General features: G+C 65.6%; 11 protein-coding genes and 2 tRNA genes. 9 read left to right on the top strand and 4 right to left on the bottom strand.

The genetic code is table 11. The features are described 5' to 3' along the window. Positions 1-6 precede the first annotated feature (6 nt). Entirely contained in the window at positions 7-840 is an 834-nt protein-coding gene (locus tag J2S71_RS03130) for an MBL fold metallo-hydrolase (RefSeq protein ID WP_307388711.1), read from the bottom strand. Between the two features lie 129 nt (positions 841-969). Between J2S71_RS03130 and J2S71_RS03125 the strand changes: the two genes are divergently transcribed. The 8 genes from J2S71_RS03125 (at position 970) to J2S71_RS03090 (ending at position 9,875) form a co-directional block, all read left to right on the top strand. Then, positions 970-1,602 carry a hypothetical protein gene (locus J2S71_RS03125; protein WP_307388709.1) on the top strand — a complete coding sequence of 211 codons (633 nt, stop codon included), beginning with the start codon at positions 970-972 and terminating at the stop codon, positions 1,600-1,602. Positions 1,603-1,615: 13 nt separating this feature from the next. After that, the gene (gene tilS, locus J2S71_RS03120; protein WP_307388707.1) at positions 1,616-3,172 is read left to right on the top strand and encodes a tRNA lysidine(34) synthetase TilS; all 1,557 of its coding nucleotides are present in this window, start codon (positions 1,616-1,618) and stop codon (positions 3,170-3,172) included. Between the two features lie 12 nt (positions 3,173-3,184). Further along, a complete protein-coding gene (gene hpt / locus J2S71_RS03115) occupies positions 3,185-3,733 on the top strand; it encodes a hypoxanthine phosphoribosyltransferase (protein ID WP_307388706.1) in 549 nt (182 codons plus the stop codon). Positions 3,734-3,774: 41 nt separating this feature from the next. After that, entirely contained in the window at positions 3,775-5,799 is a 2,025-nt protein-coding gene (gene ftsH / locus J2S71_RS03110) for an ATP-dependent zinc metalloprotease FtsH (protein WP_021727331.1), read from the top strand. Beyond that, entirely contained in the window at positions 5,780-6,970 is a 1,191-nt protein-coding gene (locus J2S71_RS03105; protein WP_307388702.1) for a pyridoxal phosphate-dependent aminotransferase, read from the top strand. The genes ftsH and J2S71_RS03105 overlap by 20 nt, the downstream gene beginning before the upstream one ends. 244 nt (positions 6,971-7,214) lie before the next feature. After that, positions 7,215-9,233, top strand: a complete 2,019-nt coding sequence (locus J2S71_RS03100; RefSeq protein ID WP_307388701.1) for a PAS domain-containing protein — start codon at positions 7,215-7,217, stop codon at positions 9,231-9,233. A gap of 188 nt (positions 9,234-9,421) precedes the next feature. Then, positions 9,422-9,544 (top strand): hypothetical protein, encoded by a 123-nt coding sequence (locus J2S71_RS03095; RefSeq protein ID WP_307388700.1) that lies wholly within the window; start codon positions 9,422-9,424, stop codon positions 9,542-9,544. Positions 9,545-9,707: 163 nt separating this feature from the next. Beyond that, the gene (locus tag J2S71_RS03090; RefSeq protein ID WP_307388699.1) at positions 9,708-9,875 is read left to right on the top strand and encodes a hypothetical protein; all 168 of its coding nucleotides are present in this window, start codon (positions 9,708-9,710) and stop codon (positions 9,873-9,875) included. Positions 9,876-10,183: 308 nt separating this feature from the next. Here J2S71_RS03090 and J2S71_RS03085 read toward each other — a convergent pair. From J2S71_RS03085 to gluQRS, 3 genes are all read right to left on the bottom strand, one after another. Next, positions 10,184-10,260, bottom strand: a tRNA-Arg gene (locus J2S71_RS03085). A gap of 87 nt (positions 10,261-10,347) precedes the next feature. Then, positions 10,348-10,438, bottom strand: a tRNA-Ser gene (locus tag J2S71_RS03080). A 39-nt stretch (positions 10,439-10,477) separates the two neighbouring features. Continuing rightward, positions 10,478-12,001, bottom strand: a complete 1,524-nt coding sequence (gene gluQRS, locus J2S71_RS03075) for a tRNA glutamyl-Q(34) synthetase GluQRS (RefSeq protein ID WP_307388697.1) — start codon at positions 11,999-12,001, stop codon at positions 10,478-10,480. Between the two features lie 67 nt (positions 12,002-12,068). On the opposite strand from gluQRS, the gene J2S71_RS03070 reads away from it, so the two are divergent. Then, a complete protein-coding gene (locus tag J2S71_RS03070; RefSeq protein WP_021725148.1) occupies positions 12,069-12,722 on the top strand; it encodes a hypothetical protein in 654 nt (217 codons plus the stop codon). The last annotated feature ends 90 nt before the right edge of the window (positions 12,723-12,812 follow it).

Below are 12,812 nucleotides of genomic sequence, written 5' to 3'. Positions count from 1 at the left end.
CGCTCGCTACCACACGGCGAGCGGGGCGTCCTGACTGGCGACGCACACCGAGAGGTGGCCATCCCGCGTGTGGGCCTCTGCCAGCGCCCCACCGTCCGGCTCGACGGCATCGGCATCAAGCGCGCCGGCCAGCGTGCGGATGCACGTCCCGGGCGTGTTGTTCCTCTGTGAGACGTGCAGTGCCACCACGGACTCGGTCTCGTCTCCCACCAGGAGCGGAAGCGCCTCGGCGCACTGCCGGTTAGAGAGGTGCCCACGCTCGCCGCCGACGCGCTCCCGTAGGAATGGTGGATAGGGCCCATGGGCGAGCATGCCGACGTCGTGGTTCGCCTCAAGTCCCAGGATGCGCGTGCCTCGCAGTGCCTCGAGCGCCTCGGCCGTCAGCATGCCCGTGTCCGTGCACCAGCCCACCGCATCCACCGTCGCGCCTTCCGTGTCCAGCACCGAGAAGCGCACGCCAAACGGGTCGGCCACATCATGCGAGGTGGGAAAGAGCCGCAGCTGCATGCCAGCAAGCGCGAGCGTCTCGTCGTGCCTCACGAGGGAGAAGGGCACCCCTGCGAGGGACTTCCTGCCCCCCACCGTGCCTGCCGTGGCAAAGAGTCCCGCATCGAGCCGCCTGCTCAGCACCGGCAATCCCGACACGTGGTCGGTATGCTCATGCGTCACGAGCACGGCGCGCACACGTCCCAGGTCGCACCCGACCAGCTGGGCCCGGCGTTCCAGCTCCCTGAACGATATGCCACAGTCCACCAGTACGCCGCCCCCGGGCCCCTCCACGATGGCGGCGTTGCCCTTGGAGCCACTGGCCAGCACAAAGAGGTGTATGCGAGGCTGCATGGCACCGCTCCCCTCGAATGGGTCGATCCGACGTCCGCCGTCGCGGGCATCCACATGCTACCCTACGATGGAAACCGGGATCGCGCCACCCGTGCCCTTCCGGCACGACACATACGACGAGGAGCATCCTTGCGAGCATACGAGCGCCTACTCAGGTATGTCACCGTTCGCACGCCGAGCAACGCGGAGAGCACCGGCCGCTTCCCCAGCTCGCCCGAGCAGTTCGACCTCGCCCGCCAGCTGGTGGACGGGCTTGGGGGACTGGGCGTCACGGACGTCACGCTGGGCGATGACTGCTTCGTCTACGCGAAGGTTCCCGCGACGCCGGGCAGGGAGGGCAAGCCCAAGCGGGGGGTCGTTGCGCACGTGGACATGGTGCGCCACATCGAGAAGTGCATGAGAGAGCGGTGGGGTGCCGGCATGGTGACCCTCACCATCCGAGACGAGCACAAGAACATGGAGTCCGTCATCAGGGACTGCCCGTATGCGATCGACTACGCCAAGGAGGCGGCGTGCCGCGCCGTCATCGAGCTGGGGGGTCTCCGTCATCCGCGGCGACACCGATGGCTGCCAGCTGTCAGACCGTGGGCCGCCCTGCCCCAACGTGGGCGCCGGCGGCCATGGCTTCCACGGGCCCCTCGAGCACATAACGGTGGGGGGCATGGACCTGGCCACCAGCATGTGCGTGGAGCTCGTGAGGATCCATGCCAAGCGCTAGGCCGCGGACGCACCCGTCGGGTGCGCTGTGGGGCGGAATCGTGAGGGGAGGCTGCGGATGACAAGCGTGACGAGCAGATATGCCGTGGGCAGGCAGCGCCTTGGGCGGGCGTCCGGCCGCGGGGGCACAACGAGTCGTGCCCCCGTGGTGCTCATGGTGTCCGGCGGCGCCGATTCCACGGCACTCCTGGTGCTGGCCGCCACATCCACCTTGGACATAGACGATGGCCGTGGGCCCGCTCGCATCGCTCGCGAGCGCCTGCACGTGCTCCACGTCAACCACCGCATTCGTGGGGAGGAGGCCGACGGTGACGAGCGCTTCGTGCGCGACCTTGCCGCCCGGCTGGGCATCCCCTGCACCGTGCGGCGGGTGAATGTCCCCGAGCTGGCTCGTCGTGCCAAGGACGGCAACGCCAACGTGGAGAGCATGGGCCGCGAGGTGCGCTATCGTGCCGCCACCGCGCTCGCCAACGGGCTCTCATGCCAGGCGGGCACGCCACGCGCCGCCGCCCGCATCCTCACGGCCCATACGGCGGACGATCGGGCGGAGACGTTTCTCATGAACGTCATACGCGGCACCGGCGCTGCGGGGCTGTCCTCCATCCCCCGCCGGCGCAACCGTGTCGTGCGGCCCCTGCTTGACAGCACGCACGAGGAGCTGTGTGGCATCCTGCGCCTGCGCGGAATCGCCTGGCGCGAGGACGCCACGAACGAGGACACGCGCTACCTGCGCTCCTATGTCCGTCATGAGATACTGCCGTTGCTGCGTGGCAGGAACCCCGCCGTCGTCTCCGCCCTGTCCACGACGTCGGACATCCTCTCCGAGGAGGATGCCTACCTCACCCACGTTGCCGCCCAGGCCTATCGCGAGCTTGTGCGTCGCCAGGGCGAGGGCCTGCGTGCGCTTGACGCACGCAGGCTGGGGGCCTGTGAGGTGGCCATTGCTCGGCGCGTGGTGCGGCGTGCCCTGCTGGAGCTGGTGCCGGACGCTCGTCTCGAGGCGCGCCACATCGAGCGAGTGCTCGCCCTGGTGGGGGCCGGCCATGGCTCGGCATCCATGCCGCGGGGCCTGGATGCGCGCGTGGAGTACGGCCTGCTCTTTCTGCATGCGTGCGCGGACGATGGGGTCGCCGCGCCCCCTGCGGCGTGGCTGCCCGTTCCGGGGTCGCTCGAGCTTGCGGACGGCCGCACGCTCCAGGCTCGCCTGGCGGCCCCTCCCCAGGGCGGCCAGGCGCCAGACGTCGCCAGGGCCCATGGACTGGAATGGGGTGGCGCCTCCGTGCTGCTGGATGCCGTTGCCTGTGGCCTCGACCAGGGCGGTACCGGAAGGCTCTGGGTGGACGGACCCGCACCGGGCGACGTGTTCTGCCCCCTGGGCATGCACGGACAGTCCAAGAAGCTCTCCGACCTGCTGGGCGAGGCACAGATTCCCGCGATGGGCAGGGCGTTGGTGCCCGTGGTGCGCACGGCGCCCACCGGGGCGGTCGTGTGGGTTGCGGGCGTGCGTGCAGACGAGCGCTTTCGTTGTCAGTCGCATACAAAGCTGCTGCTAGAATTAACGATAGTGGGATCAGAAAACGGGGTGACGCCCCCACGGGGGCACGACGGACGCTGATGGGGGCATCGTATGGAGAAGCTTCATCCGGACATCAAGAGGATCATCCTCTCCGAGGACGACATCAGGGGGATCGTCACGCGCCTCGGCGTGCAGATCTCTGCGGACTACGCAGACAAGAACCCCCTGATCGTTGCCGTGTTGCGCGGCGCCTTTGTGTTCACGGCAGACCTCGTGCGCGCCATCACCATCCCCTGTTCCGTGGATTTCATGGCCGTGAGCAGCTATGGGGACGGCGTCAAGAGCTCCGGCGTCGTACGCATCGTGAAGGACCTCGACACCAAGGTCGAGGGCCGTCACGTCCTCATCGCCGAGGACATCCTGGACTCGGGCCTCACGCTCAGCTACCTCATCGGCATGCTCCAGGCGCGCAGGCCCGCCTCCATCGATGTCGCCACCTTTGCGGTCAAGGACATTGAGGGCAAGAGGCCCGCCGTGCGCCCGCGGTACGTGGGAACGCACGTGCCCAATGAGTTCATCGTGGGCTATGGGCTCGACTATGCGGAGCGCTATCGCAACCTACCCTATGTCGGCGTGCTCAAGACCGAGGTATACGAATAGGAACCGGCGCAGGCCGCCGGTCGGCACGAGGAGTTCGCTAGGTGTCAAAGGACAAGAACGCACAGGATAAGAACGAGAGCAGCAAGGGGAACGGGCGGCCTCTGCACGATGCGCTGGGGGACGGCCCTGGATCGGGCGGCCCACACGGGCCTGCCGTCGGCATCATCGTGGCGCTCCTTCTTGTCGCCCTCGTCGTGTGGCCTGCGGCCCAGCGCCTCATTGCCAACGACCGGCCTACCGACAATCTTGCTACCAGCGAGTTTGTTGCTGCAGCGCGCGATAGGCGCGTGCATGACGTGACCTATAGGGTCTCGACGGGCGGCCTTGCGGGCACGTACTGGCGCGACGATGAGTCGCGGGGTAACGATGCGGCCCTCGTCAACTTCGAGAGCACCTATGTGGGTGACGACAGCCTCCAGGCGCTCATGGTCGCCAACCCGTCCGTGACCTTCAGGGTGGACACGTCGCCCGACCTCTGGAGCTCCCTGCTCTCTACCACCATCCCCATGCTCATCGTCGTTGCCGTGATGGTGTACTTCCTGCGACAGATGCAGGCGCAGAACGGACGAACGATGAACTTTGGCCGCGCCACCAAGGCCCGCACGAGCGAGGAGAGCCGCCCCAAGGTAAAGTTCGCGGACGTCGCTGGTGTGGACGAAGCCGTCGAGGAGCTCAAGGAGGTTCGCGACTTCCTGCGCGAGCCAAGCCGCTACCAGCGCATGGGTGCCCGCATCCCACGCGGCGTGCTGCTCGTGGGCCCTCCGGGCACAGGCAAGACGCTGCTGGCCAAGGCCGTTGCCGGCGAAGCGAGCGTACCCTTCTTCTCCATCTCGGGCTCCGACTTCGTGGAGATGTTCGTGGGCGTTGGTGCCAGCCGCGTGCGCGACCTCTTCAAGCAGGCCAAGGAGTCCGCACCCTCCATCGTCTTCATCGACGAGATCGATGCCGTGGGGCGCCAGCGTGGCGCCGGCCTCGGTGGTGGCCATGACGAGCGCGAGCAGACCCTCAACCAGCTGCTGGTGGAGATGGATGGCTTTGATGACAACTCGGCCGTCATTCTCATCGCGGCCACCAACCGCCCGGACATCCTCGACCCGGCGCTTCTGCGTCCCGGTCGCTTCGATCGAACCGTCACCGTCGACCGTCCCGACGTCAGGGGGCGCGAGAGGATTCTGTACGTGCATGCCAAGGGCAAGCGTATGGGCGACGATATCGACTATGCGCGCATCGCCAAGCTCACGCCCGGCTTTACGGGCGCCGAGCTCGCCAATCTCATGAACGAGGCGGCCCTGCTCGCAGCGCGTCGCAAGAGGGACAGCATCTCCATGGCCGAGGTCGAGGAGGCCATGGAGCGCATCATCGCCGGCCCGCAGAAGAAGGCGCGCGTGATGACCGAGGGCGAGCGCACCACCATCGCCTACCACGAGAGCGGCCATGCCCTGGTGGGCCACATCCTGGAGAACAGCGACCCGGTGCACAAGATCTCGATCATCAGCCGTGGGCAGGCGCTCGGCTATACGCTGCAGCTTCCCGAGGAGGATCACTTCCTGGAGACGCGCGATGGCATGCTCGACCAGATCTCCGTGCTCCTGGGCGGCCGTACGGCCGAGGAGCTCTTCTGCGATGACGTCACTACCGGCGCGAGCAACGACCTCGAGCGCGCCACCAAGATGGCGCGCGAGATGGTCACGCGCTATGGCATGAGCGACGAGCTGGGTGCCCAGGTGTTCGCCGAGGCGCAGCACGAGGTCTTCCTGGGACGCGACTACACCAACCATCGCGACCTGTCAGCCGAGACCGCCAAGCGCATCGATGACGAGGTGGAGCGCATCATGCGCGAGGCCCACGGACGGGCGCGCAGGGTGCTGAGCGAGCGGCGTGCCCAGATGGACACCATGGCGCGCGTGCTGCTGGCAAACGAGACCGTCGAGGGTGAGGTCGTGGACGCCCTGCTGGATGACACCTGGGACGAGTACGTCCTGCGGCATCCCGAGGCGGCCGTGGCCCCCTCGACGTCGGATCAGAACGCGGAAGGGAGCTCGGACCATGACGACGAGCGGGATTAACCGGCAGAGCTACGCCTATGGCGCATCAAGGTCATCCATTCGCGAGATCGCGGCCTATGGCAGCGCCCGCAAGGCGGAGATCGGCGCCCAGAACGTCTTCGACTTCTCGTTGGGCAACCCCTCCATTCCCGCTCCCGATGCCGTCCGCGCATCCATCGAGCGCTCCCTTGCGCTGCCGCCCGTCGAGCTGCATGGCTACACCCCGGCAAACGGCCTGCCCTTCGTGCGCGATGCGGTGGCCAGCTCGCTCAACGGTCGCTTTGGAACAAGCTATGGCGCCGATGACCTCTACCTCACCTGTGGGGCCGCCGCGTCGCTCTCCATCACGCTCAACGCCATCGTCAACCCCGGTGACGAGGTCATCGTGATCGCGCCGTACTTCCCGGAGTACCGCGTGTGGATCGAGATGGCAGGGGCTGCCTGCATCGAGGTCATGGCAGATGAGGTGACGTTCCAGATCGACTGCGAGGCCGTGCGCGCGGCCATGACGCCCCGCACCAAGGCCGTGCTCATCAACTCGCCCAACAACCCGGTGGGTTCCGTGTATTCGCCCGCCAACCTGGCACGGCTCGCCGCCGTGCTCGAGAAGCGCGGACGAGCCCTGGGCACGCAGGTGCATCTGATTGCCGACGAGCCGTACCGCGAGATCACCTATGGTGCCGAGGTTCCTTGGGTGCCCGACGTCTACGAGCGCACCATCGTGTGCTACTCCTACTCCAAGAGCCTGAGCCTGCCGGGCGAGCGCATTGGCTGGATCCTGATTCCCACAACCAACCCTGATCATGACGAGCTGCTGCCTGCCGTCGCGGGATCCGGTCGCAAGCTGGGCTTTGTGTGTGCCCCGGCGCTCTTTCAGCGCGTCGTGGCCGATTGCGTGGGCGTGTCCGGCAACGTGGAGGCCTATGCCCGGAATCGCGCGACCCTCACGGAGGGGCTCTCTCGCCTGGGCTACGAGTACATCGAGCCCCAGGGCGCCTTCTATCTGTGGGTCAAGGCGCTGGAGCCCGATGCGGAGGCCTTCTTCCAGCAGGCGCGGAAGCTGGAGCTGCTGCCCGTTCCATCCGACAGCTTTGGCTGTTCGGGATGGGTGCGCGTGGGGTATTGCGTCAGCCACGAGACGATCGTGAGCTCCATGCCCGCCTGGGAGCGGCTTAGGGGCCTCTACCGCTAGGCGTCTCCTACCGTACAGGAGCCATCTGTGGGGCCGTTCCGCTTGGGAGGGTGCGTCAGGTGGGCGATCATGGGGCGCTGCGGGTGTCTGTCGGGCACGAGGTCCAGCGCTTCTTCAAGGATGAACCAGGTATGACAAATATTTTTCATACCTGGTTGTGGTGGCAGTTGCATTTCCAATGGCATGTGCCACCGATAATCGATACAGTCATTCATACCTATGATTTTAATAAATTCATTTAGTTATGTGTATGTGCACGTCCGGACATGTAGGGGAAGTGAGCATCTTGCCAACTGGCGAACAGGATGGGAGCCTGACAGCTCGTATGGATATTCCCCCATCGATGGTGGATGACTGCTCTACGCCCGTCGCGTGCGTGCGTCTTGATGGACCCAAGAGCGTGCTCTACGCGAACGAGGCGTTCTGCGCCCTCCTTGGGTATTCACAAGGCGAATTTCATGACATATATCGAGATGGTGGACACACCCTGAACGAGCTTGTGCATGTCGATGACCGCAGCTACGTCAACCGTGTGCTGGACACGATGGAACCCGGTGCATCCGAACTCATGCAGCTCCGTCTGCGTACCCATGACGGTGGCCTGCGTTCCATCTCAATGGTGTGTGGGCTCTCCAGAGCGTCACACGACGGTCGCATGGCAATGCTTCTGCACGTGGACTTTCACACCATCGACTATAAGGGCCAAGCCACCTATGACGAATACTTCGGCGGAGTGCGCCAGTTCATCGACTGGCTTGTTCCCTATGCGGTTGCCGAGTACACCATCGGCGAGAACGGACACTTCATCTTCCTCAACAAGTACGTTCTCGAGAGCCTTGGCTTTACGGGCACCATGCCTGAGCGTGCGCCTGGCATGCACAGCCCCCTGTTCTCCATCTTTCCCGTTGATACCATCGCGCGCATGACGCGGCGCGCGTTTGCCAACGTGACCGAATCCAGCCGCACGGCGCATGCGAGCGGCTACCTGTACGGCATCGGCTCCACTGGCGTCGACCTCGACGGCAAGGTCATCAAGATCAGGGGAGAGGTGCCTGGCCAAGACATCTATCGCTTCGTGGGCTCCCTCTTCTCGGATGATGAGCAGTCCCTGCGCACCGGGGAGCTCGCCAGACTCGTCGACGCCTCCTCAGAGGCGCTCGCGGTCTTCTCGTTCGAGAAGGACCTCACCTTCCTGCGCTGCCTCTGGACGCGTATGCCCAGCGAGCTGGGCGTCTTCGCCAGCGTATCCGTCAACCTCAATCTGGACGATGGTACCGCGCATTGGGAGTCCGTCAGGCCCCTGGGGGCGCGGGCGGACATGGCGCGTCGGTATCACGACTTCCGTGATGGCAAGGTCGTGCCCGACCTCGAGGAGCCCGTCGACTTCGAGTGGAAGGTGAGCGACTTTTCTCGCAAGTTCAGTGGCAACTTCCTCACCGTCGGTGATGGCGGCCTGTACTTTGTGGTGCGTGACCGGAACGAGGCGCCCGTCACGGACGTCGAGTGTGACAGCCTTGCCTCAAGCTCTGCCGATCCCGAGGATTGCCCTGGCAGGAAGGCGGATGGCGAAGTCAGCTCCGACGTGACACGGGGCCGAGAGGCTGGTGCGGCTGCCACCGATGCGTCGGATCCTCCCACCGTGGACGCGGGCCAGGTGGAGAGGTTTCTTGCCACCGTGCCCGGGATGGAGTCCGTCGACCCCACGATCGTGGCTGATGTGCTGAAGACGCTTGCCACGACGGGGAAGCCTCCTGCGTCGCTTGTCCCTGCCGTGCGCCCCGGCGTACTGGGGTCACCCCCTCTGTCGTTCGAATCTGGCGAGGATGACCCACTGGGGGGCAGGCACGTCTCCATCCATACGTTTGGGCTGTTTGACATCTTTGTGGATGGCGTGCCCGTGTCATTCAAGAACGAGTCTGCCAAAGAGCTGCTGGCCCTCATCGTCAACCGGCGCGGCGGCTTCGTGACCTCTCGCAAGGCAACCTCCACGCTCTGGCCCGAAGAGCCTGTCAACAAGACCACGATGGCGCGCTATCGCAAGGCGGCGATGCGCCTCAGCCGCACGCTGGAGCAGTATGGCGTGCAGGCGATTCTCGAGAAGGATGGTGGCTCGCGTCGCATCAACCCCTCCCTTGTGGACTGCGACCTGTATAGCTACCTATGGGAGGGCCATACGAGCCTGTTCAAGGGCCGGTACATGTCTGAGTACAGTTGGGCCGAGGACTATCTCGCGGAGCTTCTCTACAACCACCAGGGTCGATAGACACAGTTCTGATCATGCGCATGCCATCCGCTCGTGTCCCATGGGCACCCCGATGGGAGGGAGCGCAGGTGGAACGCCGCCAGTACCATTCGATATGCCCATATGACCCCTGTGTGCGGCCGGGGGAAACGTCTTCCCCAGTCTTCCCCATATGATTTCTCGTGGCTCAAACGACCCCAGGGGTGGCAATGAAGGATGGACGGCTCACGCCGGAAGAGCGTGTCGAGCTCATCGAACTCGATGCGGTCGATGACGTCTCGGCCCGGTACATCACCTATTCCAAGGCGTTCAAGGAAGGGGCCATGCGCTGATACGAGGCGGGCGAGACGCCAAGCGCCACCCTTGCCTCGGTGGGCCTGCCCTCGAGCCTCAGTGGCCATAAGCGCATCGGGCATGTCATGATCACTGGAAAGAGGCCAAGTGCAGGGGATGCCTCGTGGGAACTGATGCCCTCAGGTGTGACATAGGAATCAGGTGGAGCGCCTCAAGAGGGAGAAGTGCGAGGCCATCGTCAAACAGCGCGAGATTCGTTGCCGCGAGCGACAGGAGTACGAGCGCCGCATCATGGAGCTCGAGCGGGAACCTGCCGTCCTCAGGCGGACCGTCGCCGTATGGGCCTTCTACCTGATCGCCCCATCATAGGGCAAGGTTTCGTGCGTGCCGTCCTGCGTGCGGAGTCACGCCTGTGGGTGTCACTGCATTCGTGTGGGTGCCTTTTGCTTCCTGTGGGTGTCAATCGATGCATGTGGGTGCGAATCTCCCGGATGACATCGACAAAATCGCAGGTCGCTGGAAGCCATCGTGGGAGAATCGCACCCACATGTCGCAAAAGGCACCCACATGCCAGAAGCATCGCGCCCACAGCGAAGGCTGGATCAGGCTGGGCCACAGGTTGTGGCCAGGTACAGCTAGAGACAGGAAGAGCCCCTTGCGGGGCTCGTTGCGGCAGATGGTGCGGCGTACAGGATTCGAACCTGTGACGTTCTGATTCGTAGTCAGACCCTCTATCCAGCTGAGGTAACGCCGCGTGCAAAAGGTATAGTGCCACGTGTCGAGGGGGACTGTCAAGCAGAAAGTAAAACCCGGTCGGGCAAGCCAGCCGGGCAGTATGCTCTGGCGGAGAGCTGGGGATTCGAACCCCAGATAGTCTTTGGGACTATACTCGCTTAGCAGGCGAGCACCTTCGGCCTCTCGGTCAGCTCTCCAAGGTAGTGCCCATGCATGATACCCCATAACCCCGCCGCTCACAACAGAAACGTATCCCCAACCGTCGCGTTAGTGCGGTGAGCACGCAGCGTCTCCCATGAGAAGCGTCCCACCAGCTTCTCGGGGTCGACCTCCTCGTCCGGCTCGGCAAGTCCCACCAGCGCGGCCAGGCGCCCCACGACGCGCCGCGGCGAGACGCCCGCTGCGCGCAGGGCACCCAGGTCGAGGTCATGGTCGCGCTTGGAGAGCCGCCGCCCGTCCGCGCCCATGAGCAGGGGAACATGGCCATATGCGGGCGGAGCGAAGCCCAGTAGTCGCGCCAGATGGGCCTGGCGGGCGCTTGACCCCAGAAGGTCGTTGCCACGCACGACCTGCGTCACGCCCATGAGCCCGTCATCGACCACCACGGCAAGCTGGTAGGCAATCACACCGTCGCTACGCTCGACGAGGAAGTCCCCGCAGTCGTGCGCGAGCGTCTCCTCATGCGGCCCATAGCAGAGGTCGTCAAGGGCTATGGTGCCGGTGGGGTCATCCTCATCCGGCACGCGCAGGCGTACGGCGGGCGGACGGACCCTGCGTCTCTCGGCGACCTGCCTGGGCGTGAGCTTCCTGCAGGTTCCCTGGTACACATAGGTGCCGTCGGAGGCATGTGGGGCGCTTGCGGCATGGAGCTCGCTTCTGGTGCAGAAGCAGGGATAGGTGAGGCCCTGAGACCGCAGGCGATCGATGGCGTCGCGATAGAGGTCGCCCCGCCGGCTCTGATGGTAGGGGCCCTCGTCCCACGAGAGCCCCAGCCAGTCGAGATCCCGCATGATGAGGTCGGCGGCGTGGGGATCCCGCGCACGGGGGTCGAGGTCCTCTATGCGCAGGACCATGCGGCCACCCTGGCTCCTTGCGGCAAGCCAGGCCATGAGCGCGGAGAAGGCATTGCCCAGGTGCATGCGACCGGATGGCGTGGGGGCAAGGCGCCCCACGGGCTTCGTCCCCACCTTGCCGTCATAGAGGTAGATGGAGGGGGGTCCCGTGCGCATGACCTGCCGCGTGAGTCCCATGTGATCATAGAACCCCGTGTCGCAGCTGTCGTCCGTCATGAGGAAGAGGTCGGTGGCACCGGCGTCATGCATCACCGTGCGTGCGCGGGCCAGAAGCTCGCGGCCCACGCCCAGGCCATGCGTCCCCGGATCGACCATCAGCAGCGTGAGCTGTGCAGCTCCGCGCAGGGCATGGGTGTCCCAGACGTCCTGCGCCATGCGCAGCTCGTCCAGGTCGAGGTCCATGGCACAAGCATCGGTGGGCCGCGTCGGCGCGTCCTCGCCGCTGCCCAGGCGTGCCCCATCGCCCGCACGCAGCAGCGCGGCGCCCACCGCAGTGCCACCAGCCTCGGCCACAACGCCGTGCGTGGACTCCGCCAGATAGTGGGAGACGAGGAACCTGCTGGTAGTGCGGGCACGGTCGGCGTCCTCGCCCGCAAGCCAGATCCGTGCATACAGTCGTGCCAGGGCACGCTCGTCCCCGTGCGCAAACGGGCGATACGTCACCCGTGTCGAGATCTTCCGCCCCACGCTGGCCCTCCTGTCCCCTGCTTGCCTGCTACCATGGTAAACCACGCTTCCAAAGGAGGTCGATGCCATGGACATGCCCCTTGAGACCAGCGACTCGTTTCGCCTGGGGACGCCCGCGCTCGTGTGCCGCTGGCGCCTCTCCAACCGCAAGTTGCCCCTCGAGAATCGGCACTTGCGCTCCCTCTCCTGGCGTCGCCTGGACGAGCGGCCCCTGAACGCGGGGCTCATCTCCTGGGCCAAGCAGCACATAGAGTGGACGCTCGCGGATGGGGCCGTTGCACATCCGGATGGCGTGCTCATGCTCGTCGTGGACGATGCTGGCCAGGCGGCCATGACGGTTGGCCCCTATGAGGAGCTGCATGCCACCAAGCTGGCGCACCTGGTGGGGCGTGCCCGGACGGCACGGACCGAGGCGTGGGAGACGGGTGTGGCGCCGGAGTCCCTGTGGGTCTGGCATGACGAATGCCTCTACTGGGGCATCGATGAGGACGCCCATGCGTCCGGCGCGGCGTCCCTCATCGAGGATCTCGCACGGACGCTGGGGACGCCGGTGGAGCGCAGCGCACATCTGCTGGATGACGCGCACGCCGGTGAGCTCGATGCCGACGAGGCCTTCCTCGTCTCTGACGAGCACGGCGTGGTGCTGGCCTGCGACGATGCTGGCGAGGAGGGGCATCGTCTGCGTGACGCCTACCGCACGCTGCTTGCGCGTACGCACTAGGGGCCGAGAGGTCCGGTGGGCCCCGCCCGCGCGCCCCGTGTGGCCAGGAGATTGCAGCTCGCCTGACATGGAGGGACATACGGTAGACTA

This window comes from Olsenella profusa DSM 13989 (genome assembly GCF_030811115.1).
Classification (GTDB): Bacteria; Actinomycetota; Coriobacteriia; order Coriobacteriales; family Atopobiaceae; genus Olsenella_F; species Olsenella_F profusa.
Note: the sequence above shows the minus strand (reverse complement) of the source record. Positions and strands in the feature narration are given on the sequence as shown.

Excerpts from the sequence above, each read along its gene's own strand:
- J2S71_RS03130 (WP_307388711.1), bottom strand. The coding sequence starts at position 840 with ATGCAGCCTCGCATACACCTCTTTGTGCTGGCCAGTGGCTCCAAGGGC.
- tilS (WP_307388707.1), top strand. The coding sequence starts at position 1,616 with ATGACAAGCGTGACGAGCAGATATGCCGTGGGCAGGCAGCGCCTTGGG.
- hpt (WP_307388706.1), top strand. The coding sequence starts at position 3,185 with ATGGAGAAGCTTCATCCGGACATCAAGAGGATCATCCTCTCCGAGGAC.
- J2S71_RS03105 (WP_307388702.1), top strand. The coding sequence starts at position 5,780 with ATGACGACGAGCGGGATTAACCGGCAGAGCTACGCCTATGGCGCATCA.
- J2S71_RS03100 (WP_307388701.1), top strand. The coding sequence starts at position 7,215 with ATGTGTATGTGCACGTCCGGACATGTAGGGGAAGTGAGCATCTTGCCA.
- J2S71_RS03095 (WP_307388700.1), top strand. The coding sequence starts at position 9,422 with ATGAAGGATGGACGGCTCACGCCGGAAGAGCGTGTCGAGCTCATCGAA.
- J2S71_RS03070 (WP_021725148.1), top strand. The coding sequence starts at position 12,069 with ATGGACATGCCCCTTGAGACCAGCGACTCGTTTCGCCTGGGGACGCCC.